We start from the raw sequence: 23933 nt of genomic DNA on the forward strand, positions 1-23933 counted from the left end.
GCAGGGAAGTGGCAGATTGTCAATAATTCGAGACGAAGAGGCGGCCATTAGGCGGAAAACGCGACCATATGGACCAAACTTATTGACAATCGAGGGGCGGGCTGTACCACAATGGCAACTGAAGGAGTGGCATGATGACGAGTGGTTTGCGCAAGGGTCTGACGAGCTATGGCGATGCCGGCTTCTCGCTGTTCCTGCGCAAGGCGTTCATCAAGGCCATGGGCTATTCCGACGACGCGCTGGAGCGCCCGATCGTCGGCATCACCAACACCTACAGCGACTACAATCCCTGCCACGGCAACGTCCCGCAGATCATCGAGGCCGCCAAGCGCGGCGTGATGCTGTCGGGCGCGATGCCGTTCGTGTTTCCGACCATCTCGATCGCCGAGAGCTTTGCGCATCCGACCTCGATGTATCTGCGCAACCTGATGGCGATGGACACCGAGGAGATGATCCGGGCCCAGCCGATGGATTCGGTGATCGTGATCGGCGGCTGCGACAAGACGCTTCCGGCGCAGGTGATGGCCGCGATCAGCGCCGACCTGCCGACCGTGGTCATTCCGGTCGGGCCGATGGTGGTCGGCCATCACAAGGGCGAGGTGCTGGGCGCCTGCACCGATTGCCGCCGTCTCTGGGGCAAGTATCGCGCCGGCGAAATCGACGATGTCGAAATCGAAGCAGTGAACGGCCGCCTCGCGCCGTCGGTCGGCACCTGCATGGTGATGGGCACGGCCTCGACCATGGCCTGCATGATCGAAGCCATGGGCCTGTCGCTGCCGATGAGCGCGACGATCCCGGCGCCGCATGCCGAACGTTTCCGACTTGCGGAAGCGAGCGGCAAGGTTGCCGCCGAAATGGCCAAGACCAAGGGGCCGAAGCCGAGCGAGCTTCTGACACCCGCGTCTTTCAAGAACGCGCAGGTCGTGCTCCAGGCGATTGGCGGCTCCACCAACGGCCTGATCCATCTGACCGCGATGGCGCATCGCTCGCCGCATCGGCTCGATCTCGGAGTGTTCGACCAGATCGGCCGGGAGGTGCCGGTGCTGGTCGACCTCAAGCCGTCGGGCGAGCACTATATGGAGCATTTCCATCACGCCGGCGGCGTGCCGAAGCTGCTGGCGCAACTCGGCGACCTCGTCGATCTCGATGCCAAGACGATCTCGGGCCAAACGCTGCGCGACGTCGTCGCCAATGCGGAGGACGTGCCGGGCCAGGACGCGATCCGCTCGCGCGACAATCCGATCAAGACGGAAGGCGGCCTCGCCGTCCTGCACGGCAATCTCGCGCCGCGCGGGGCCGTCATCAAGCAATCGGCCGCGAGCCCCAAGCTGTTGAAACACACCGGCCGTGCCGTCGTGTTCGAATCCGTCGAGGACATGACCTTGCGCGTCGACGATCCCGATCTCGACGTCACCGCCGACGATGTGCTGGTGCTGCGCAATGCCGGCCCCAAGGGCGCGCCCGGCATGCCTGAGGCTGGCTATCTGCCGATCCCGAAGAAGCTCGCGCGCGGCGGCACCAAGGACATGGTGCGCATTTCGGATGCGCGCATGAGCGGCACCGCGTTCGGCACTATCGTTCTCCACATCACGCCGGAATCCGCCGTGGGCGGGCCGCTGGCGCTGGTGAAGAACGGCGACATGATCAGCCTGGATGTGGCCAAGCGCAGCATCGAGCTGCTGGTCGATGCAGCCGAGCTGGAGCGCCGGCGCGCTGCGTTGAAGCCGGCGGCTGCGCCCGATGAAGCGCGGCGCGGCTATGCCTGGCTGTTCAATGAGACCATCATGCAGGCCGACGAGGGCTGCGACTTCGATTTCATGCAGAGGACTGGGAAGACGACTGAGAAGGGTTGATCGACCACTCGATCGAGCGCTCAGACCGCACAAGCGGCGGGCGATACAACAGGGGGAAACGATGATTGCACGATCCATGCCAGGATTCTTACATGGGTTGGCGGCTGTGGCTGCCGTGCTGTTCGTGACCGTGGCGGGGGCACAGGAGGTGAAGCATTATCGCTTCGCCTACGACCAGCCGCGCAACACCGGCTATTCCATCGCGGGTGACCTCTTTGCCGACAAGCTCAAGGAATTGAGCAAGGGCACCATGATCATCGACCAGTATCCCGGCGCGCAGCTCGGGCAGGAGCCGCAGGTGCTCCAGCTCGTCAAAGCCGGCGACGTCGAATTCGCGATCATCTCCTCCGCCAACACCGCGACGATCTCGCCGCAGGCCGGCGTGATGTCCCTGCACTTCCTGTTCCGCGACGAGAACCACGTGATCAAGGGGCTGGCCGATCCGAAAGTGTTCGAAGCGCTCAAGACCCTGATCGACGAGACCACGCAGGGCCTGCACGTGATCGCGACGGGATCGCAGGGCGTGCGCCACATGTACTCGAAGCGGGAAATCCACAACGTCGGCGACGTCAAGGGCCTGAAGGTCCGCGTGCAGGCGACCGCGACCGAGGACACCATGTTCCCGGCCTATGGCGCCCAGACCGTGCACATGCCGTTCGGCAGCGTCTACACCAGCCTGCAGACCGGCGTCGTCGACGTCGCCGAGAACAGCATCAACGTCTACCTCGTCAACAAGCACTACGAGGTCGCGCCGGTCCTCAACATCACCGAGCACGAGGCCAACAACGCGCTGGTGTTCATCTCGGACAAGCTCTGGCAGAGCCTCTCGGCCGAGCAGAAGGGCTGGGTGCAGACCGCAGCCAACGAGATCAGCACCAAGGAGCCGGCAAAGGCGTTCGAGCTCGAACGTACCGCGGCCGAGAAGTTGAAGAAGATGGGCGTGAAGATCGTCGACAACGTCGACAAGAAGACCTTCACGACGATCGCCGATCCCTATCTCGACAAGCTCGCCAAGGAGCTCGGCCCGCATGCCGAGAAGATCAAGGATTTGATCCGGTCGATCAACTAACGTGATGCCGGAAGACGGTGCGCTCCCTCTCCCGCTTGCGGGAGAGGGTAGGGGAGAGGGTGTCTCCGCGGAGTACCCCAATGAGGAGGCAGCCCTCACCCGGCGCTCCGCCATAGCCGAGGCTTCGCCTCGGCGTGTCCTAGAAGAAGGGCCGCCGTAGGCGGCCTATGCCTCTCCCGCAGGCGGGAGAGGTTCACTCAGCCAGCAGCCGCCGATTCGCACTAGGCCCGGGACGACGAGGACATTGATGGCCATCGCCGACAAACTGCTCGTGCAACGCCAGCGCCACCTGAAATGGCGCTGGCTCGACTGGCTCGAGCTCGCGCTGATGATCCTCTGCGGCGTGCTGTGCTTCGGGTTCTCGCTATCGGTGACCGCCGACATCGTGACGCGCACCATCGGTCATCCCTGGCTGTGGCTCCAGGAGGTGACCTCGACGCTGTTCATCTACGCGATCTTCGTCGGCACGGCGGCTGCGACCCGGCGCAACGACCACCTCTATCTCACCGCCATCTCAGAGGCCTTGCACGGCACCTCGCGCATGATCGTCGAAGTCATCATCCGCATCGTCGTGCTCGGGGTTGCGTTCTGCCTGATCTGGTACGGCTACCAGAACTATCTCCGCGGCTTCGGCAGCTTTCGCCTGCCGTCGGGAACACCGATCGCCTCGCTCTATGCAATCATCCCGCTGTCGGGCGTGCTGATCGGCCTGTTCACCATCGAGCAGCTGGTCAACGGCCTGCGCAACGGCTTTGATCATCCCGAGCCGCCTGAGGAAGATGGAACGCCCATCGTCACCGATGCGCAGGCGAGGGCGCAGCTATGAGCGCTCCTGTTGTCCTGGCGTTGATGACGGTCTGCTTCCTGTCGTTCGGCTATCTCGGCGTGCCGGTGCCGTTCTCGCTGATGGCCGGCGTCTTCATCGGCGCGATCCTGTCCGACGTCTCGCTCGCCGCCATCATCCAGAAGATCTTCGACGGCGTGGATTCCGAGGCGTTGCTGGCGATCCCGTTCTTCCTGCTGGTCGGCGAGCTCATGAGCTCGGCGAACGTGGTGGTGCGAATAGCCAACCTGTCGGTGTCGCTGGTCGGGCATATCAGGGGCGGACTGTCGCAGGTCGTGGTGGTCTTCAGCATGTTCTTCTCGGAAATGTCAGGCTCGACCACCGCCGACGTCGCCGTGATGAGCCGCGCGCTCGGCGGGCCGATGAAGCGCGAGGGCTACGAGCCCGCCTTCATCGCCGCCATCATCGCCTCGGCCTCGACCATTGCCGCACTGGTGCCGCCGAGCATCACCGCCGTGGTCTACGGCGCGGTCGGTAACGTCTCGATCGCCGGCCTGTTCATGGCGGGCGTCGTACCGGGCCTCATGATCGGCTTCGGCCTGATGATCTACTGCTACTTCTTCGGTCCCTCGGGCCTACGCAAGCCGCGCGCCCCGCTTCGGCAGGTGGTGTTCGCGGCCGGCGATGCGGCCCTGCCGCTGATGATCCCGGTGATCCTGTTAGGGGGCATTTTGACCGGCTGGTTCACGCCGACGGAGGCGGGCGTCGTTGCCGTGGTCTGGATCGTGCTCGTCGTGATCCCCGCGCTCAATCGCGGGCACATCAAGAATATCCCTTACGATTTCTGCATTGCCGGACTGATCTTCTCGCTGCCGCTGGTCACCATCGGCGCGGCCAATGCCTTCGGCTGGATGCTCGCTTATCTGCGGGGCGCGAGCTACATCGCCGACGTTATCACCTCGATGGCAGGTAACGATCCGCATCTGATCATGCTGCTGATGGTGCTGCTCTTCACCATCGTAGGCGACTTCATCGAGCCGGTGCCGACCATCATCATCTTCATGCCGCTGGTCAACACGCTGACGGAGGCGGGTGACATCAATAGCGTCCATATGGGCGTGGTGCTGATCGCCACGCTCGCTTTCGGCCTGATCACGCCGCCTTACGGGCTGGTGCTGCTGATGGCGTCGAAATTCGTCGGCATAAGTTTCGCGAAAGCGCTACGCGCTGCGTTGCCGATTTATCTGGTGTTCCTGGGGACGATCGCATTCGCGATCTACTTCCCGAGCGTGGTGCTGTGGCTGCCGCAGAAGGTGCTGCCGGAATCGGTCGGCTGCTTCAAGTCGCCGGCGGGGACGGGCTATATCTGTCCTAAGTAACGACTTGCTCGATCCGCCATTGCGCCTGCTCGCGCACGTAACGGAACGGCGTGCCATGGCTATTCTTGAAGTAGCTGCCGCATAGCGCGTTCGCCATGCCCTGCATCACAGCGTCGTGGCAGACGAACAGCAAATTATCGTCGGGGTGACCGTCGAGCCAGGCCGAGACGCAAGCCAGCGACCGTTCCGTCATGGCGTCCCAGCTCTCGCCGTCGGCTGGCAGGATCGAGACGAGGCCCGTCGCCGACTTGACCCCGTGCTTGATCATGAGGTCGCGAACGGGCAGGCCCTCGAAGCTTCCGAAGTCGAACTCGATGATGCCGTCGTCGATCGCCAGCGGCACCGAGATCGCGGCCGCGATGATCTCGGCCGTTCGTGCCGCGCGGGCCAAGGGACTTGCAACGATTCGGCTGATGCCGGCGCCGCGCAGCATGTCCACGGCCTCGTGCGCCTGCCGGAGGCCGTCCTCATTCAGCGGATTGTCGGTCCGCCCCTGGAATCGTCCCTCGCGATTCCAGTCGGTCGCACCATGACGAAGGCCGTAGAACGTACGCGCTGGAGTCGTCACTTCGACTTGCTCGTGAACTTCTTCACGGCGATGCGGAATTCTTCCGTGTTCATGGCCATGATGATCTTGTGCTCCTCGGCATCGAGCTGCTGCTTCACCGGCGTGGTGGCGGCCTGGTAGACCAGCTGTTTGGTGCCGGCGATTGCGGCCGGCGGGTTCTGCGCCAGACGCTCGGCGAGTTGTCGCGTGGCCGCCTTCAGTTCGGCGGCCGGAACGGTCTTGGCGACGAGGCCCCATTCATAGGCCTGCTGCGCGGTAAAATTGTCCTCGGACAGGAAGATCTGCAGCGCCCGGCGGGAGCCGACTGTGCCGACGATGCCGACCGTCGAACCGCCGTCCGGCGACACTCCGATCTTGGCATAGGCGGGCGTGAACTTGGCGTCATCAGCGGCGATGCAGAGATCGGTGACGAAGGCGAGGCCCATGCCAGCGCCGGCGGCCGAGCCGTGGACGCTCGACAGCGAGATCTTTGGCATGCGCCTGACGATCTCGATGAAGGCGTGATAGTGCTTCAAGAGCTCGCCGACCACAGGTGTCACCGTGCCCGCTTCAGCGGCGGCACCAATCGTCTGCAGATCGCCGCCGGCCGAAAACGCACGGCCTTCGCCTTCGAGCACGACGACCCTGATGGCGTCAGCGGCTTCGATATAGGCCGCGAGCTGCTCGAGCTTCTGCGCGATCGCGAGGTTGATGGAGTTGAACGCGGCGGGACGGTTGAGCGTGATGGTCGCGATCGGGCCGTCGATTCGCAGTAGGGCGGGATCATCAGGCAGGGAGATGGGAGCTGGCATCTGAGAAAATCTCCGGCAGGGGTGGTTGCTGCAACTAAATCGCAGAAGGGCAGGGGTGACAATCCCCGGCCGCCGCCCTTGCGCGGGGCGAAACGATAGGCTCAAATGGGGGCGCCTTCGCCAAGAGACGGACACGAGCGCCGGCTCCTCGTAAGGCCAGCAACCAAAATCAGCGAGAGAGGAGACGACATGGGTTACGCTCGTGTCTTCCGGAAATGGGCCGTCCAATGAGCGACGGTCCGGTGATCATCGTCGGTGCCGGCCATGGCGGCTATCAGGTCGCGGCATCGCTGCGCCAGGCGGGCTTTTCCGAGCGCATCGGCCTGATCAATGACGAGGCGCATCTGCCCTATCAGCGGCCGCCTTTGTCCAAGGCCTATATCAAGGGCTCGGCCGGGCCGGAGAGCCTGATGTTCCGCCCCGAAAAATTCTACCAGGACCAGAAGATCGAGTTGATCGCGGGCCGCGCGGTGTCGATTGACCGCGCCAGCCACAAGGTGCTGCTCGCCTCGGGCGAGACGCTGGCCTACGGTCACCTCGTGCTGGCCACCGGCGCGCGCAACCGGCTGCTCGACCTGCCCAACGCCAATCTGCCCGACGTGAAATATCTGCGCATCCTCGACGAGAGCGATGCGCTGCGTGCGATCATGCCCTCGAAGACACGGGTCGTGGTGATCGGCGCCGGCTTCATTGGTCTCGAATTCGCGGCCACCGCGCGGATCAAGGGCCTCGAGGTCGACGTGCTCGAGCTTGCCCCGCGCGTGATGGCGCGGGCGGTGACGGCGGAGGTCTCGGAGTATTTTCAGGCGCGGCATCGCGAGGCTGGCATCCGCATTCACCTCGGCGTGCAGGCCACCTCGATCGAGGCAGAAGGCGGCAAGGTCACCGGGGTCTCCCTGAGCGACGGACGGCATCTGCCCGCCGACCTCGTCGTGGTCGGCGTCGGTGTGCTGCCGAACATCGAGCTTGCAGCTGAGGCCGGGCTGCCGGTCGCCGCCGGCATCATCGTCGACGAATATCTTTCGACGGCCGACCCTGATATCTCCGCGATCGGCGACTGCGCGCTGTTCGCAAGCCCGCGCTTCGGCGGATCGCTGCGGTTGGAATCGGTGCAGAATGCCACCGACCACGCCCGCTGCCTCGCGGCGCGGCTGACCGGCGACAAAAAGCCCTATGACAGCCATCCCTGGTTCTGGAGCGACCAGGGCGATGACAAGCTCCAGATCGCCGGCCTCACCACCGGCTATGACCGCGTCGTGCTGCGTGGCAGCGCCGCGAACAAGGCGCTCTCCGCGTTCTGCTACAAGGGTGAGACGCTGCTCGGTATCGAATCCATCAACCGCGCCGGCGATCACATGTTCGGCCGACGGTTGCAGGGCATGAATCGCTCGATCACGCCGGCGCAGGCCGCGGATGACAGCTTCGATTTGAAGAGCGCGCTGGCGTGATCAGCCAGCGCGGAGCACCGCCGCCACTTCCGCGGCCGTCGGCATCGACGGCCCGGCGCCCATGCGCTGCACGCTGATCGAGGCGGCGGCGTTGGCGAAGGCGAGGGCGGCGCGCAAGGGCACACCGTCGGCCAGTTGCGCGGCGAGCGCGCCGACAAAACAATCGCCGGCGCCAGTGGTGTCGACCGCCTTCACGGCACGCCCGGGCACGGCGACCTCTTCGCGACCGGCAAGCGCGAGCACGCCGCGCTTGCCGAGCGTTACGCAGATGCTCTGGTCCGCGCGCGCCTGAAGGTTTCGCGCGACATCGAGGATTTTCGCGGGCTCGTCGCTGTCGGAGAGCTCGGCGCCGGCGAGGAAGCCGAGCTCGGTCTCGTTCCGCACGAGGATGTCGACCAGCGCGAGCAGCTCACCGGACATCTTCTGCGCCGGCGCCGGGTTGAGCACGGTCACGACGCCGGCCTGGCGCGCGCGCCGGAAGAACGCGGCGATCGTTGGCAGCGGAATCTCGAACTGGCTGACGGCGATATCGCCCTTCGCCAACGGCACGTCCGCGACATCACCCGCGCCGACCTGCGCATTGCTGCCGGGAATGACGACGATGGTGTTGTCGGAGGCCGCGACCGTGATGATCGCAGTGCCGGTGTGGGTGTCGGCGTCGCGCACCGAACCGAGATCGATGCCTTGCGCGCCGAGGAACGCCCTCAGCTCAGCGCCAAAGGAATCCTTCCCCAGCCGCCCGATCAGCGTGGTCCGGGCGCCGAGCCGTGACGCCGCCACCGCCTGGTTCGCACCCTTGCCGCCCGGAAAATACAGTACCTGCTGACCCGCGACGGTCTCGCCAACGCGCGGGTGGCGATCGGCGGTCGCCACCACATCCATGTTGATGCTGCCGGCGACGAAGACACGCCCCATAATTGCCCCTGCGGAATTTAAACCCTGACCTCGAACTCATGCCGGACCTTGGCGATGTCGACAAGCGTCGGCAGGCCGGCCTCGTTGCCGAGGCGCTGGATCTTGAAGGTCGAGGCGGCCCGGGCAAAATCAAAATGCTCGCGCCAGCTTTTGCCGGGGTGGGCGAGGTAGGAATAGACATAGGCGCCGTGGAAAACGTCGCCGGCGCCGTTGGTGTCGATCACGCGCTCGCGCGGGATCGGCATCGCCGGCATCACCTGCACCGTCCCGGTTTCGTCGTACCAGAGCAGGCCCTTCTCGCCCATGGTAATGCCGCCGATCCTGCAGCCGCGGCTCTTGAGATAGTCGAGCATCTTCTCCGGCGTCAAATCCATCTGCTCGCACAGGCGCTCAGCGACGATGGCGACGTCGATAAATTCCAGCAGCTCATGGGTGTTGGTGCGCAGGCCGCCGCCGTCGAGCGAGGTCAGGATGCCGGCCTCGCGGCAGACCTTGGCGTAGTGGAGCGCGGCATCGGGCTGGTGGCCATCCACGTGCAACGCGCGGCAGCCGCCGAGATTGAGCATCGGAAAGGGATGGATGTGCTCGTCGTCGCGGCAGCGGACGATGGCGCGTTTGCCGTCCTTGGGCATGATGAAGGAGAGCGAGGACTGGTTCACCTTCCGTCCGTGCAGCGAGATCGCGTATTTTGCGCACATGTCCTGGAACATGCGTCCCAGCCAGTCATTGGCCGCGGTGGCGATCAGGTCAGGCACGATGCCGAGCTTGGCGCAGCAGAACGCCGCCGTCACCGCGTTGCCGCCGAAGGAGACTGCGTAGTCCGAGGCCACGTGCTTTTCGTCGCCGGTCGGCATGTGGTCGGTGATGAAGACGACGTCGATATAGGTCTGTCCGATGAAGAGAGCCTGCATTGCTTGTCCGTCATGCGCTTTGTGGTCCAGGCCGGCCGCTTACTGTAGCACCGGTTCCGCTCAGGGATCGCTGAAATTATTCGCAAATTTGCCGCCCCAAGCGCTTGAGGTCAGCATGGGGCCGGAATACGACCATCACCGGGCAATGCCAAGCCCGGACAAACGCCGTGTTTCGGCGCATTGGTTCCAGGTCAATAAAAGGGTCGATCAAAAGGGGGACATATGATCACCGGCCTCGATCACGTCGTCGCTCTGGTCAGGGATATCGGTGCAGCCAAGGCGGCCTACCAGACGCTGCTCGCCCGCGCGCCGGCCTGGCAGAACTCCGGCGAGGGCGCCGACCGCGTGCTGTTCACCCTCGAGAACATGACGATCGAATTGATGGCGCCGAGCGGTTTCAGCGTGACCGCGGACCGGATGCGCGCGCTGCTCGACGACCAGGAGGGCATGCTCGCCAGCCTGTGCTTTCGTGTCGCAGACATGAGCAGGATGCACCGGCGACTGGAGCGGGTGGCCTTGAAGCCTGATCCCGTCACCGAGGTGGAGAGCAGCGACGCCGAATCGGGAGCCGTCCTGCATTGGAAGCGCACGCGCGCTGCCACGGAACTCACGCGCGGCGTGCGCATGTTCTTCCTCGAGCTTGCCGACGAGCGCCCGCTCTCGGTCGCGACCGACGTCGCGCCGATCGACGCGCTCGACCACGTCGTGGTCACCACCGAGGATTCCGAACGCGCCGCGGCGCTCTACGGCGCGCGGCTCGGCCTCGATTTGGCGCTCGACCGCTCGCACCAGGATTGGGGCCAGCTGATGTTCTTCCGCTGCGGCGATCTGATCGTCGAGGTGGTCCGACGGCCGGTCGCCGGCGGCGACCTTGCGCATGACCGGCTCTGGGGCCTGAGCTGGCGGGTCGCCGACATCGACGCCACGCGCGCCCGCCTGATCGCCGCCGGCCTCGACGTCACCGAGGTCCGCAACGGCCGCAAGCCCGGCACGCGAATCATGACGGTGCGCAACGGCACCTGCGGCATTCAGACGGTCCTGCTGGAGCGCTCGCCGAAGCCGGTGGAGTGAAAGCGCCGCTTTCTCCGTTCGAAGACTCCCATAGGGTGGGCAAAGCGAAGCGTGCCCACGTCTTTGCCCAATTGATGCGAAGACGTGGGCACGGCGCAAGAGCGCCTTTGCCCACCCTACGAAACCGGCTTGCTTGGCTTTCACTGTCGCGAAACTATGCGGCGGGCTGCCCGCGTGTTACACGCGTACCGACAGCACCCAGCGAGCACCCGGTTTGGCGAAGGCAAAGCGAACTCTGAAATGGCAGCGCGATCCCGAGGGGATGCGACTGCGCATTCTCGAAGCCGCCAAGCAGGAGTTTTCCGCTCACGGGCTCGCCGGCGCTCGCGTCGACCGCATTGCGGCCAAGGCCGGCGCCAACAAGCGCATGCTCTACTACCACGTCGGCAACAAGGACGAGCTTTACCTCGCGGTGCTCGAAGGCGCCTATGACAAGATCCGCAGCGAGGAGCGCGGGCTCGATCTCGAGCACCTCGAGCCGCCCGAGGCGATCCGGCGCCTGATCGAGTTCACCTGGAATTACTTCCTGCGCAATCCCGAATTCCTGTCGCTGCTTCAGACCGAGAACCTCGCGCGCGCACAGCACCTGAAGCGCTCGACCAAGGTCAAGTCGATGCACTCGCCCTTCGTCGAGATGATCCGCACCGTGGTCCGGCGCGGCGTCGACAGCGGCGACTTCCAGGTCGCAGTCGATCCGGTGCAGCTCTACATCTCGATCGCAGGGCTCTGCTTCTTCTATCTCTCGAACTCGGCGACCCTCAGCGTGATCTTCGGCCGCGACCTCCTGGACAAAAAGGCCAAGGACGAGCGGCTGGCGCACATGGTCGGCCTGGTGCTGGCCGCGCTGACCGGGCAGTCGGTCGCGCTGTTCGAGATCGCGAAGGCGCCGAAGTCGCGCGCCACGGTGGCGCAAACGGTTTAGGGCTGTCCGCTCGTTGGTGGATATTGCATCCACCGTTTCCTCAATCTCCGCCGTCATTGCCCGCGAAAGCTTCGGTTCAGCGGTGCGCTGCGGAGCGGGGGCCCATGCAACCGCGGAGCACGCGGCCTTTGGGTCCCGGCTGTGCGCCGCAACGCCAATGGCGTTGCAGCGCGTCCGGGACACGAGAGTGTCGGGTCCGCATTCCTCAGCCCCCGGAACCGGCACAAAACGTCACAGGGAAAGCTCTGGACAGTATTTATCCAACGGGTTAATTTCTCTCCACAACGAAGAAGACTGCCGGGAGTGAAAATTGGCCGAGCCGAAGCCGCAAAATGCGATCTCCAAGGTGCTGAATGCGGCCTGGGTTCGGCCGTTCTTGTTCCTCGTCTTCATCGTGGTGGCCTGGGATCTGGCCATCCGGCTGTTCCGAATCCCTGCCTACCAGATCCCGTCGCCTCTCGACGTCGTCGCGGTGCTGCGTACCGACTGGCCGGAATTGCTGCGCCAGTCCTGGCCGACAACCTATGCGACGGTCTGCGGTTTCGCGCTGTCCGCTCTGTTCGGCATTCCCGTCGCGATGCTGATTGCGGGTTCGAAGACGGTGGAGAGCTACATCTATCCGCTGCTGGTGTTCTCGCAATCCGTGCCCAAGATCGCGATCGCGCCGCTGTTCGTGGTCTGGTTCGGCTTCGGCATCATTCCAAAGGTCATCTCGGCGTTCCTGCTCGGCTTCTTCCCGGTGGTGGTCTCGGCGGTGCAGGGCTTCAAGTCGGTCGATCCTGACATGGTCGATCTCGCCCGCGCCATGCAGGGCAGCCGCTTCCAGGTGTTTTGTGCGGTGAATCTGCCGCACGCGCTGCCGGCGATCTTCTCGGGTCTCAAAGTGTCGGTGACGCTCGCGGTGGTCGGCGCCGTCGTCGGCGAGTTCGTTGGGTCCAATTCCGGCATCGGCTATGTGATGCAGCGCTCGATCGGCACGTTCGACCTGCCGACGATGTTCGCGGCCCTGGTGATCCTCGCGCTGCTCGGCGTGATCCTGTTCTGGATCGTCGACCGGATCGAGAAGCTGGTCATTCCCTGGCATGTCAGCCAGCGCGAGGACGTGATTTTCGCCTCTTAACTAAAGCACAACGGCCACCAACGGCCGAAACAACAACGGCAAGGGAGAGTGACGATGAAGCGGTTGATTGGGGCTGCATCAGTGGCGCTGATGGTTTTTGCGGCCGTGCCGGCGCAGGCGGCCGACAAGGTCGTGCTGATGTTGAACTGGTACGTCTACGGCGAGCACGCGCCGTTCTATTACGGCAAGGCCAAGGGCATCTACGCAGCCGAAGGCATCGAGCTCGAAATCCAGGAAGGCCGGGGCTCGGCTGCGACCACACAGGCCGTCGCCGCCAAGACCGCCGATTTCGGCTATGTCGACGTTCCCACCATGATGCGCGCCGCCATCAAGGGCGCGCCTGTCGTTGCAACCGGCGTGCTGCTGCAGACCTCACCGATGTCCGCCATGGGTTTTGCTGACAAGAACATCAAAAAGCCCGAGGACATCAAGGGCAAGACGGTGGCGATCACGCCGGCCGATTCCATGACCCAGATCTGGCCGCTGTTCCTGAAGAAGACCGGCCTGAAGGAGAGCGACTTCCAGACCGTCGCAGGCGACGGCCAGACCAAGCTCAACGCGGTCATCAACGGCCAGGCTGATCTGCTGCTCGGCTACGTCATGGACCAGTCGATGAAGATCAAGGACGCCACCGGCAAGGACGTCTACCCGATCAAGTTCGCCGACTACGGCATCAACATGGTCTCCTCGGGCATCATTGCCAATGCCGACTATGTGAAAGCCAATGCCGATCTGGTCCGTCGCTTCATGTCGGCGACGACCAAGGCGGTGGAAGCCGCCGAGAAGGAGCCGAAGGCCGCCGCACAGTCGATCCTCGATGCCAACCCCAAGGGCGGCAAGATCGACACGCTGACGCAGGGCTTTGAGCTGACGATTCCGCTGTACCGGACCGCGGAGACCAAGAGCAAGCGGCCGTTCCAGGTCACCGACCAGAACATGACGGACTCAGTCAATCTGATGGTCGAATATGGCGGGCTCGATGCCAAGGCCAAGGACAACCCGAAGGCCTTCTACACCAACGACTATCTGCCGAAGAGCGGCTCGTGAGCGATCAATATTCGCTGTCGTCCCTGCGAACGCAGGGACCCATTACCACCGGCCTCGATTGTTACGAAAGGTCTCACTCCGCGTGCCCGGACGCGCCGGCACGGCGTATGGGTCCCTGCGTTCGCAGGGACGACGGGGGGAGAGCGCTGCGATGAACCCTGCGACCAAACCAATCGACGTCCAGCCGGCCGCGCATCTGAGACTGGTGAACGACCGGGCCGGTGATGCCTCGGGCATCAAGCTCTCCGGCGTGTCCAAAACCTACCGGACGCGCGACGGCGATGTGCCGTCGCTGCGTCCGCTCGACTTCCACATCAATGACGGCGAGTTCTTCGTCGTGGTCGGGCCATCCGGCTGCGGCAAGTCCACGCTGCTCAAGCTGATCTCGGGCTTGCTGCCGCCGACCGCGGGCGAGATCCTGGTCGAGGGCGAGAAGGTGACGACGCCGCACGGCAATGTCGGCATCGTCTTCCAGAACGCGTTGCTGCTGCCCTGGCGCAACATCCTGTCCAACGTCATGCTGCCGATCGACATGAAGCGGCTGCCGCGGGACGAATATCTTGCCCGTGCCAAGGCGCTGTTGAAGCTGGTCGGGCTCGAAGGCTTCGAGAAGAAGCTGCCCTGGCAGCTTTCCGGCGGCATGCAGCAACGTGCCTCGATCTGCCGCGCGCTGGTGCACGACCCCAAGATCATGCTGATGGACGAGCCGTTCGGCGCGCTGGACGCGCTGACGCGCGAGCGCATGAATGTCGAGTTGATGCGGATTCAGCGCGAAACCAGGAAGACGGTGCTGCTGATCACGCATTCGATTCCGGAAGCCGTGTTCCTCGCCGACCGCGTCCTCGTCATGACCGAGCGTCCCGGCGCGGTCGCTGCGATCTACGACGTGCCGCTGCCGCGCCCGCGCTCGCTCGACGTGATGGCCGATCCGGTGTTTACCGAACTCGTGCAGCGCATCCGCAAGCATTTCTTCTCGCAAGGGGCATTGGACTAGAGACGATGGGAGAAGCTCTACTTCCCAGAGCGTCATGGCCGGGCTTGTCCGGGCCATCCGCGTCCTGCCCCGCGCGACGAGGAACGTGGATGCCCGGGACAAGCCTGGGCATGACGACCTTTCCAGGACCATCCCCGTGCGCCTGAAGCTGCGAGACATCGCCTTCTTCGAACGTCCCGTGCAGTTCGCGCGGCCGTTCCGCTTCGGCGCGATCACGATCAACGCGACGCCGCAGCTGTTCGTGCGCGCCGAGATCGAGGTCGAGGGCAGGGGCGTCGCGGTCGGCGCCAGCGCCGAGCTGCTGGTGCCAAAATGGTTCGACAAGCGGCCGGAATTGTCGCCGGCGCAGACGGTCGATGGCCTGCGCCGCTCGCTGGAGATTGCGCGCGGGCTCTATTTGGCACGGACCGGATTCTTGACGGCGTTCGATCTGCATGCCTCGTGCATCGGTGCGCAGGTCGCGACGTGTGCGAAAAAGAACATTCCGCCGCTCGCCGCGGCTTACGGTCCGGCGGAGATCGACAAGGCGATCCTCGATGCGTTGCTGCGCGCCGCCGAAACCAGCTTCTTCGATGGAATGGCCGGCAACATCGCCGGCATCGATGCGCGACTCTCACCTGACCTCGTGGGATTGGACATCACCACCTTTCTCTCCGGCCGGGTACCGCTGGAGCGTGTTGCCATCAGGCATACCGTAGGCCTTGATGATGCCGTCGAAGGCGAGCGCGGCGTCGCCGATGCCCGCGAGAACTCCGGTGCACGATACTTCAAGCTGAAGCTGTCGGGCGATCCCGCAGCCGACGCGGCGCGGCTCTCCCGCATCGGCAAGGAGCTCGCTACGCTGGGACACGACTACAAGGTGACGCTCGACGCCAACGAGCAATATGCCGACCTCGCTGCGTTGCAGGCGCTGATGGACCGGCTCGATCACGACGCAGCGCTACGCCCGATCGCCACGCGCTTGCTCTATGTCGAGCAGCCGATGCCGCGCGACATCACGAGGCAAACGCCGCTTGGCGCATTGGCCGCGCACGGTTTCATCATCGACGAGGCCGACGATTCCTACGATGCCTTCCCGGCAGCGCGGGCGCTCGGCTATTGCGGCATTTCCTCGAAATCCTGCAAGGGGCTCTACAAGTCCATCATCAACGCGACGCGCGCCGCGAAATGGAGCGCGAACGGCGAGAGGTTCTTCGTCACCGGCGAGGACCTCACCTGCCAAGCCGGCCTCGCCGTGCAGCAGGACCTCGCGCTCGGCGCCTTCCTCGGTGTCACCCACGCCGAACGCAACGGCCATCACTATGTCGACGGCTTTGGCGACACGCCTCTCGCTGAAGCGCAGGCGTTCGCCGCCGCGGATCCCGATCTCTACGCCGATACCGGGCAGGGCATCCGGCTCTCCATTCACGACGGCGATCTCCTGACGGGATCGCTTCATGCAACGGGCTTTGCGACGTCGGTCCATCCGGACTGGTCGGCGCTCCTCCCGCTCGAACAGCCAAGATCACTTCAGGAGCATTTGACATGACCACCCAACGCCTCGGCCTCATCATGAACGGCGTCACCGGCCGCATGGGGCTCAACCAGCATCTGATCCGCTCGATCGTCGCGATCCGCGAGCAGGGCGGTGTACGGCTGAAGAACGGCGACCGCGTGATGCCCGATCCGATCCTGGTCGGCCGCAGCGCCGAGAAGGTCGAGGCGCTTGCCAAGCGCTACAACATTACACGTTGGACCACCGACCTCGATGCGGCGCTCGCCGACAAGAACGACACCATGTTCTTCGACGCCGCGACCACGCAGGCGCGCCCGGGCCTGTTGACCCAGGCGATCAATGCCGGCAAGCACGTCTATTGCGAGAAGCCGATCGCGACGAACTTCGAGGAGGCGCTCGAAGTCGTCAAGCTCGCCAATGCCAAGGGTGTCAAGCACGGCACGGTGCAGGACAAGCTGTTCCTGCCAGGCCTGAAGAAGATCGCCTTTTTGCGCGATTCCGGTTTCTTCGGCCGCATCCTCTCGGTGCGCGGCGAGTTCGGCTATTGGGTGTTCGAAGGTGGTTGGCAGGAAGCGCAGCGGCCGTCCTGGAACTATCGCGACGAAGACGGCGGCGGTATCATTCTGGACATGGTCTGCCACTGGCGCTACGTGCTCGACAACCTCTTCGGCAATGTCCAGAGCGTGGTCTGCATCGGTAACACCGACATCCCCGAGCGTTTCGACGAGCAGGGCAAGAAGTACCAGGCGACCGCGGATGATTCCGCTTACGCGACCTTCCAGCTCGAAGGCGGTGTCATCGCCCACATCAACATGTCCTGGGTGACGCGCGTCTATCGCGACGACCTCGTCACCTTCCAGGTCGACGGCACGCATGGCTCGGCGGTCGCCGGGCTCAGCGACTGCATGATCCAGGCGCGGCAGGCTACCCCGAGGCCGGTCTGGAATCCCGACGAGAAGCGGCTGCACGATTTCTACGGCGACTGGCAGAAGCTGCCTGACAACGTCAGCTACGACAACGGCTTCAAGGAGCAGTGGGAGATGTTCATCCGCCACGTCTACGAGGACGCGCCCTACAAGTTCACGCTGCTCGAAGGTGTCAAGGGCGTGCAGCTTGCCGAATGCGCGCTCAAGAGCTGGAAGGAACGGCGTTGGATCGACGTCGCGCCGATCAAGGCGTGAGATCGAATAGATAGAGTCCCGATGTCTGCCAAGCCGTCGTTGCGAGCGGAGCGAGGCAATCCAGAGTCTTTCCGCAGAGGAGCCTGGATTGCTTCGTTGCTCCGCTCCTCGCAATGACGGGGAGAGGTCCGAAATCATGAACAAGCCCGTCCAACCCATGTCATCATTGTCGCTGAAATTGCCGAAGGCCGATCGCTCGATCGAGACCTACCGCCTCGCGGCCTCGCGCACGTTCCCCGCAAAGCTCGAAGGCCCCTTGAACCGCATCGCCTTCTCGGCCGTGCACACGGTCGTCGATCCCTTCGCCGACAACGATCCCTGGCTGTCGGCTGCCGTCGATTGGGACAGGACCATCGCCTTCCGCGAGCACGTCTGGGATCTCGGTCTCGGCGTTGCCGAAGCCATGGACACCGCTCAGCGCGGCATGGGGCTGGACTGGCCGACCTCGCTGGAGCTGATCACGCGCTCGGTCGCCGCCGCCAAGCGCCGCAACGCGCTGGTGTTCTCCGGTGCGGGCACGGACCATCTCGCGGTCGAGGATGCCAGGAGCCTCGACGACGTGATCCGCGCTTACGAGGAACAGATCTCGGCGGTGGAGAAGGTCGGTGGCCGCATCATCCTGATGGCATCGCGCGCGCTGGCGAAACTCGGCCGCAACGCCGATGACTACGCCAAGGTCTATGATCGCGTGCTGTCGGGGGTAGCGCAGCCCGTGATCATCCACTGGCTCGGCGACATGTTCGATCCGGCGCTGACGGGTTATTGGGGCACCGGGGATCTCGACAAGGCGATGGACACTGCGGTCGCCATCATCAACGGCAACGCCGCCAAGGTCGACGGCGTAAAAGTGTCGCTGCTCGACAAGCAGCGCGAGATCGACATGCGCCGGCGCCTCGACAAGCGCATCAAGATGTACACCGGCGATGACTTCAATTATGCGGAGCTGATCGCCGGCGACGAGCAGGGTTTTTCGCACGCGCTGCTTGGTATTTTTGACGCCATTGCGCCGGCGGCATCCTACGCACTGTCGCGACTGGCGGCTGGCGACGAGGCCGGCTTCCATGACGTGCTGGGGCCGACAGTGCCGCTGTCGCGTCACATCTTCAAGGCGCCGACGCGGTTCTACAAGACCGGCGTGGTATTCATGGCGTATCTCAATGGCCACCAGGACCATTTCACCATGGTCGGGGGACAGGAGAGCACGCGCTCCACGTTGCATCTGGCCGAGCTGTTCCGTCTGGCCGACAAGGCCGGCCTGCTCGCCAACCCTGAACTCGCGACGCAGCGGATGAAGACCGTGCTCGCCACCCACGGTATCGAATCCTGATGCGCGATTTTTCGTCCGACCACCGCTGGCTGTCGCTGAACACGGCGACCGTCCGCAAGCAGGGTGACCTGGTCGAGATCATCAACGCCTGTGCAAAGCAAGGCATCCGCGCCATCGATCCCTGGCGCGATCAGGTCGCATCCGTCGGTCTCGAGCGCGCCGCGCGCGCGGTGCGCGATGCCGGCCTCGAGCTCTCAGGCTATTGCCGCGGCGGCATGTTCACCTCGGACGCATCGCGCAGAGGCGAGGTGCGCGACGACAACAGGCGCTGCGTCGATGAAGCCAAGGCGCTGAGCGCGCCCTGCATCGTCCTCGTCGTCGGTGGCCTGCCGCAATATTCCAGGCCGGGCAGCGAGGTGTCGAAGGACATCGCGGCAGCGCGCGGGCAGGTCGAGGAAGCTCTCGCCGATATGCTCGACTATGCCAGGCAGGCAAACCTGCCGCTGGCGATCGAGCCCTTGCATCCGGCTTACGCGGCCGACCGCGCCTGCGTTAACACCACGAAGCAGGCGCTCGATATCTGCGACCGGCTCGATCCCGCTCGCAGCGGCATGCTCGGCGTCGCGCTCGACGTTTATCACGTCTGGTGGGACCCGGAGCTGATGAGCCAGGTCACGCGCGCCGGCAAGGATCGCCTGCTCGCGTTCCATGTCTGCGACTGGCTGGTGCCGACAAAGGACATCCTCAACGACCGTGGCATGATGGGCGACGGCGTCATCGACATCAAATCAGTGCGTGCGGCGGTCGAAGCGGAGGGCTTTGCTGGCTATTCCGAGATCGAGATCTTCTCCAACGCCTGGTGGAGCAAGCCAATGGGCGAGGTGCTGCAGACCTGCATCGCGCGTCATAAGACGGTGGTGTAGAGTTACCACGAGTGCGGCCCATACGGGCTTGCGAGCTGTTGCAGCGCGTTGAAGCGGGCCTTCTGCTCGCTGTCGGCGTCGCATAGAACTCGTCCAGCGCAAGTTCGCCCCGCTGGCGAAGCAGCGAACTGGTCGGAGTACCACCAAAGATGTGGTGGACTACCATCAGCTTTCAGGCAGAATGTCATCATGCCGATGCCGCAGCCTCGCCACAGTCTGTGCCAGATCGGATGCGGTAATCAGTGGCATCAACGATCAGCAGGGACGGCGGATGTACCCATGCCTGTTGATCTTGAATGGCCCCGACGTGCAACCGTCGGGGCCATTGCCGTGATCGGCGTGACATAGCTGGCGAGCTTTGCGAAGGCACCAGCGTGCTTTATTGCGGCGAAAGACCGCCAAGGACAATCTGCAATTCAATGCGCGGGGCCAAACTGGTTTGCGATCGAATTTGCCGGGCACGGCCGTTCGCTGAAAAGTCGGACGATTGCGCTATCATTGATTCACCGTCAAACACCGGACTATCACCCGTCAATTCGATCTGCGAAGCTGTGACAACACAAATGCGCTTGCAAACAAGCAAGCGTGAAGGAGGGTCCGCAGTGGATAAGGTGCAGCGTTTGCGTGCGATGAGCTCACTGTGCCGCCAACAGGCCGCGTACAACAGCATGAACAGATGGAAGCTGCTCGCAGAAGCGGAATACTGGGATCATCTGGCTAATCTCGAGTTGTCTTCTCACTTCCAGCAATGCAATGCGATCCCAAGCGCGAACTAGGCTGGGCGGAAGACGATTTCCTCGTGAGGTCGGAAACGAGGCTGTCGCTTGCGTTACGTGCCGCCGCACTCTCACAGGGAGTGCGCGGTAGGGACATGCATGGCGAGCTTTGAAGCAGGACGATTACGTCACCCCGCTCGTTCGACCGCGGCGCAAATTGCAACGAGAGAACGCGATGCCGTCCTCACGGCCCCGCGACCTGTTGCAGCGTGTTGAAGCGCGCCTTCTGCTCGCTGCTCAGCGTGGCATAGAACTCGTCCAGCGCAGGCTCTACCAGCTTGGCGGCCGTCAGCATCGCCTCGAGCCGGTGCTGCATCGCCTCCAGCCGTCCGACCGGCGTCAGCGGCACATCGTTCGGGCAAGCCGCTTGCAGGCCTTCAACGCCTTTGGCTGTCGCTTCACTGAGGCGGTCGAGCGCCTCCTTCTGCTTGCCGGCTGGGTGGAGCACAGCCTCGATCCTTTGGATCGGCAGCTGGGTCAGGCCGGATTTCGGATCGCCGCAGCCCTCGACGTTCGCTTGCTGCTGCGGCGGGTGTTCGCCGACATTCGGACCGAGCGCATTGAAGCTGGCCTGCTGCTCGTCACTGAGCGAGTTGTAAAAATTCTCCAGTGCCGGTCGCACGATCTTGACGGCTTCCAGCGTCGCGCTGATGCGGTTCATCATCGCGCGCAAGCGACCAGGGGGAGTCAATGCATAAGTCTCCGCGCAGGAGTCCTTGAACACGCCGGCGGCGTTGGCCGCCGCGGTCTTCAATTCGTCGAGCAGTGCGCGTTGCTCCGGCGCCGGCCGCACCGCTTTCGCGATATCGGCAAGCGGCCAGGCGGTGACGCCCTTGTCCGGTGTACCGCACAATTGCTGTAGCGTTTGCGGGCTCACGCTCGCGCGCGGACGGGCGCGGCTGCCGCCACCGGCTTGCGGATAGTCATACGGGTTGGCGCTGGCATAGGCGGAATAGGGGCCGTCACCACCCCAGAACACGGTGTCGACGAAGTCGTCATAGGCGTATGCCCAATAACCGGGCTCGTAGCCATAGGACCAGAACGTGTAGTTGAAAATGTCGGAGTAAGCGTAAGGCCAGAACACGGGCCCAAGCCACGCCACGAACACCGCGGGATGGCGGTATCGCCAGGCCTGCCGGGGAGCCCAGCCGCTCTGGCGGGTGGTGAGCGCTGCCTGCGCTTGCGCAGGGGCCTGCTCGCGGAAGCGCTCGGCAAATCGCCCGCGCTCGGCCGCCTGCACGGCGGCGGCAGTGGCGGCTCGCCCAACTGTGGTGGACTCGGGGCCCAGCCGCTGCAGGCGCGCCTGATCGCGCTGCTGCATGCCCTGTTCGCGCTGGAGCAGGCGGTTCTGCGTCTGCAGCGTCCGCTCCTGTGCACGTTGCGCCCGCACGCCTTCCGGCTTCTGCGACTGCAATTGCTGCACGCGCTGTTGCATCCGATCGATGCGGCTCTGCCGTTCCGAGCTCTGGCGTGTGAGCATCTCGCGCTGCCGCTGCTGCACGATTTGCTCTCGCTGCTGGATCTGCTGCTGATGTTGCTGCGCGCGCTGCTCCATCCGCTCCTGTCGCGGCGGCCGCGCGCTCCCAGCCGATGGCGCGCTTGGACGCGAGGGGGCGGCGATATGCGGCGTCGACCGCGGGGCCATGGCCGGACGTTGTGGCGCTGCCGGCGCCCGGTGGAATTCAGGTCGCGGCGCCGCCACGTGCGGGGCTGCTCGCGGCGGTGGTGCTGCAAAACGGGGGCCCGGACGCGGCGGCGGTGCGGCGATGTGGGGCGCCGGGTGCGGCGCCATGGCCGGTCGCTGCGGCATGGCCGGTGGATGGAATGCCGGGGCGGCGGGACGTGCCATGGCTGGCGGCGCCGCCGGACGTGCCATGGCTGGTGGTGCTGCTGGCCGTGCAGGCGCTGCGGCTGGACCGGCAGGTCCGCCCCTTCCATGTCCCTGGCCGGGTCCTTGGGCGAACGCGCCGACGCTCGTCGCCAGCACAGAGACACCAACTAAAGCAGCCGTAAGGCAAGCGCCATGCGGAAGCATGATTGTCGCTCCCAGCTCGTAATCGCCCACGACGTTCAACGCGCAGCTGGCGGAATCGTTCGTTGCTGGCCGCGGCCGGCATTGCGATCTTCCGACGCAGGCCGCTCAGGAGAAATCCTGCGTCAGGGTGGTGGCGAGCCGCTCCAGCGCCCAGTCGACCTGGTCGCTTGTGATCACCAGCGGCGGAGCGATGCGGATCGTTTGCTCGTGGGTATCCTTGGCGAGGATGCCCATGCCCTGAAGCGCCTCGCAGTAGCGGCGGGCGCGGCCGGCCTCGGGATGCAGTTCGACCGCCAGCATCAAGCCGCGTCCGCGCACCTCGCGGATCGTGTTGGCACGAATGTCTTTCAAACCTTCCAGAAAGCGCGCGCCCTGCCTGGCCGCGTTCTCGATCATGCCTTCCTCGGTCAGCACGCGCAGCGCCGCGCGCGCCACCGCGCAAGCAAGCGGATTGCCGCCGAACGTCGAACCGTGCTGGCCGGGCCTCAATGTCCCGAGCACGTCGTTGTTCGAGAGCACGGCCGACACCGGATAGAAGCCGCCGGACAAGGCCTTGCCTAGCAGCGTCACGTCCGCCTCGATTCCCTCGTGCTGTTCGGCGAGGAGCTTGCCGGTGCGGCCGAGCCCGGTCTGGATCTCATCGAGCACCAGCATCACGTTGTTGGTGGTGCAGAGCTCCCGCACCTCACTGAAATAGCCGGCCGGAGGAAGGATGACACCGGCTTCGCCCTGGATCGGCTCGACCAGAAAGGCGACCGTGTTTGGGGTGATTGCCTCCGCCAGTGCCGCGGCGTCGCCGAACGGGATGATCTTGAAGCCCGGCGCGAACGGCCCGAAATGTGCGCGCGTGTCGGGGTCGGTTGAAAAGCCGACGATGCCCAGCGTGCGTCCGTGGAAATTATTGGCGCAGACGATGATCTCGGCGTGGCCGTCCGGCACGCCCTTCACCTCATAGCCCCATTTGCGCACCGACTTGATCGCGCTTTCGACCGCCTCGGCGCCGCTGTTCATCGGCAGCACCTTGTGGGAGCCGGTGAGCGCCGCGATCTCTTCGTAGAAGGGGGCGAGCTGGTCGTTGTGGAAGGCCCGCGAGGTCAGCGTCAGCCTGTGCGCCTGTTCCACCATCGCCGCCAGGATTTTGGGGTGGCAGTGGCCCTGGCTGACCGCCGAATAGGCCGAGAGGCAATCGAGATAGCGGTTGCCTTCGGTATCCCAGACCCAGACACCTTCGCCGCGCGACAGGACGACCCCGATCGGCTCGTAATTGTGGGCCCCAAAGCGTGCTTCCGTTGCGACGAAATCAATGACCGACGCGCTCATCTGTCGTCACTCCATTGCTGCGCGGGGCGGTGCCAACCGACTGCACCGCCGGCCTCAGCTTGAT

Annotated in this window: 21 protein-coding genes; 15 read left to right on the forward strand and 6 right to left on the reverse strand. The window is 64.5% G+C overall.

The window, feature by feature from the left end:
* The first annotated feature begins 134 nt into the window (after positions 1 to 134).
* The 4 genes from IC66_RS0106165 to IC66_RS0106180 all read left to right on the forward strand — a co-directional run bounded on the left by IC66_RS0106165 (position 135) and on the right by IC66_RS0106180 (position 5085).
* The gene (locus IC66_RS0106165; protein WP_049806469.1) at positions 135 to 1853 is read left to right on the forward strand and encodes an IlvD/Edd family dehydratase; all 1719 of its coding nucleotides are present in this window, start codon (positions 135 to 137) and stop codon (positions 1851 to 1853) included.
* A gap of 61 nt (positions 1854 to 1914) precedes the next feature.
* Complete coding sequence (locus IC66_RS0106170) at positions 1915 to 2922, forward strand: TRAP transporter substrate-binding protein (RefSeq protein ID WP_038947024.1); 1008 nt, start codon at positions 1915 to 1917, stop codon at positions 2920 to 2922.
* A 247-nt stretch (positions 2923 to 3169) separates the two neighbouring features.
* Complete coding sequence (locus IC66_RS0106175) at positions 3170 to 3748, forward strand: TRAP transporter small permease (protein ID WP_038947025.1); 579 nt, start codon at positions 3170 to 3172, stop codon at positions 3746 to 3748.
* Complete coding sequence (locus IC66_RS0106180; protein WP_038947027.1) at positions 3745 to 5085, forward strand: TRAP transporter large permease; 1341 nt, start codon at positions 3745 to 3747, stop codon at positions 5083 to 5085. Before IC66_RS0106175 ends, IC66_RS0106180 begins: the two co-directional genes overlap by 4 nt.
* Here IC66_RS0106180 and IC66_RS0106185 read toward each other — a convergent pair.
* Together IC66_RS0106185 and IC66_RS0106190 are read right to left on the reverse strand one after the other, a co-directional pair.
* Entirely contained in the window at positions 5078 to 5653 is a 576-nt protein-coding gene (locus tag IC66_RS0106185) for a histidine phosphatase family protein (protein WP_038947028.1), read from the reverse strand. The genes IC66_RS0106180 and IC66_RS0106185 overlap by 8 nt on opposite strands.
* The gene (locus IC66_RS0106190) at positions 5650 to 6444 is read right to left on the reverse strand and encodes an enoyl-CoA hydratase/isomerase family protein (protein ID WP_038947029.1); all 795 of its coding nucleotides are present in this window, start codon (positions 6442 to 6444) and stop codon (positions 5650 to 5652) included. The genes IC66_RS0106185 and IC66_RS0106190 overlap by 4 nt, the downstream gene beginning before the upstream one ends.
* A gap of 227 nt (positions 6445 to 6671) precedes the next feature.
* On the opposite strand from IC66_RS0106190, the gene IC66_RS0106195 reads away from it, so the two are divergent.
* Positions 6672 to 7892 (forward strand): NAD(P)/FAD-dependent oxidoreductase, encoded by a 1221-nt coding sequence (locus IC66_RS0106195; protein ID WP_038947031.1) that lies wholly within the window; start codon positions 6672 to 6674, stop codon positions 7890 to 7892.
* Here the strand turns inward: IC66_RS0106195 and rbsK are convergent, their stop codons facing one another.
* Positions 7893 to 8807 (reverse strand): ribokinase, encoded by a 915-nt coding sequence (gene rbsK / locus IC66_RS0106200; RefSeq protein WP_038947032.1) that lies wholly within the window; start codon positions 8805 to 8807, stop codon positions 7893 to 7895. It lies immediately after the preceding gene.
* 17 nt (positions 8808 to 8824) lie between these two features.
* Positions 8825 to 9718: a sugar kinase gene (locus tag IC66_RS0106205; RefSeq protein ID WP_038947033.1), complete on the reverse strand. Its 894-nt coding sequence runs from the start codon at positions 9716 to 9718 to the stop codon at positions 8825 to 8827.
* Between the two features lie 222 nt (positions 9719 to 9940).
* Here IC66_RS0106205 and IC66_RS0106210 point away from each other — a divergent pair, with 222 nt between their 5' ends.
* From IC66_RS0106210 to IC66_RS47605, 10 genes are all read left to right on the forward strand, one after another.
* Positions 9941 to 10789 carry a VOC family protein gene (locus IC66_RS0106210; RefSeq protein WP_038947034.1) on the forward strand — a complete coding sequence of 283 codons (849 nt, stop codon included), beginning with the start codon at positions 9941 to 9943 and terminating at the stop codon, positions 10787 to 10789.
* 214 nt (positions 10790 to 11003) lie between these two features.
* Entirely contained in the window at positions 11004 to 11711 is a 708-nt protein-coding gene (locus IC66_RS0106215; RefSeq protein WP_193375303.1) for a TetR/AcrR family transcriptional regulator, read from the forward strand.
* Positions 11712 to 12021: 310 nt separating this feature from the next.
* Complete coding sequence (locus IC66_RS0106220; protein ID WP_028143463.1) at positions 12022 to 12831, forward strand: ABC transporter permease; 810 nt, start codon at positions 12022 to 12024, stop codon at positions 12829 to 12831.
* A gap of 54 nt (positions 12832 to 12885) precedes the next feature.
* Positions 12886 to 13878, forward strand: a complete 993-nt coding sequence (locus tag IC66_RS0106225; RefSeq protein ID WP_028143462.1) for an ABC transporter substrate-binding protein — start codon at positions 12886 to 12888, stop codon at positions 13876 to 13878.
* Positions 13879 to 14029: 151 nt separating this feature from the next.
* Entirely contained in the window at positions 14030 to 14872 is an 843-nt protein-coding gene (locus tag IC66_RS0106230) for an ABC transporter ATP-binding protein (protein WP_028143461.1), read from the forward strand.
* Between the two features lie 130 nt (positions 14873 to 15002).
* Positions 15003 to 16400, forward strand: coding sequence for a hypothetical protein (locus IC66_RS0106235; RefSeq protein ID WP_038947036.1), 1398 nt, complete (start codon positions 15003 to 15005; stop codon positions 16398 to 16400).
* The gene (locus IC66_RS0106240; protein ID WP_038947037.1) at positions 16397 to 17548 is read left to right on the forward strand and encodes a Gfo/Idh/MocA family protein; all 1152 of its coding nucleotides are present in this window, start codon (positions 16397 to 16399) and stop codon (positions 17546 to 17548) included. The genes IC66_RS0106235 and IC66_RS0106240 overlap by 4 nt, the downstream gene beginning before the upstream one ends.
* 136 nt (positions 17549 to 17684) lie before the next feature.
* Positions 17685 to 18875 carry a dihydrodipicolinate synthase family protein gene (locus IC66_RS0106245; protein ID WP_028143458.1) on the forward strand — a complete coding sequence of 397 codons (1191 nt, stop codon included), beginning with the start codon at positions 17685 to 17687 and terminating at the stop codon, positions 18873 to 18875.
* Entirely contained in the window at positions 18875 to 19738 is an 864-nt protein-coding gene (locus IC66_RS0106250) for a sugar phosphate isomerase/epimerase family protein (protein WP_038947038.1), read from the forward strand. Before IC66_RS0106245 ends, IC66_RS0106250 begins: the two co-directional genes overlap by 1 nt.
* A gap of 602 nt (positions 19739 to 20340) precedes the next feature.
* On the forward strand, positions 20341 to 20514 hold the full coding sequence (locus IC66_RS47605; protein ID WP_193375304.1) for a hypothetical protein: 174 nt from the start codon (positions 20341 to 20343) through the stop codon (positions 20512 to 20514).
* 184 nt (positions 20515 to 20698) lie between these two features.
* Here IC66_RS47605 and IC66_RS0106255 read toward each other — a convergent pair whose 3' ends face one another.
* Positions 20699 to 22069, reverse strand: a complete 1371-nt coding sequence (locus IC66_RS0106255; protein ID WP_244429086.1) for a Spy/CpxP family protein refolding chaperone — start codon at positions 22067 to 22069, stop codon at positions 20699 to 20701.
* A 585-nt stretch (positions 22070 to 22654) separates the two neighbouring features.
* Positions 22655 to 23869: an ornithine--oxo-acid transaminase gene (gene rocD / locus IC66_RS0106260; protein WP_038947040.1), complete on the reverse strand. Its 1215-nt coding sequence runs from the start codon at positions 23867 to 23869 to the stop codon at positions 22655 to 22657.
* Between the last annotated feature and the right edge of the window lie 64 nt (positions 23870 to 23933).

The sequence above is a fragment of the Bradyrhizobium genomosp. III genome (assembly GCF_000261705.1).
GTDB lineage: Bacteria > Pseudomonadota > Alphaproteobacteria > Rhizobiales > Xanthobacteraceae > Bradyrhizobium > Bradyrhizobium ottawaense.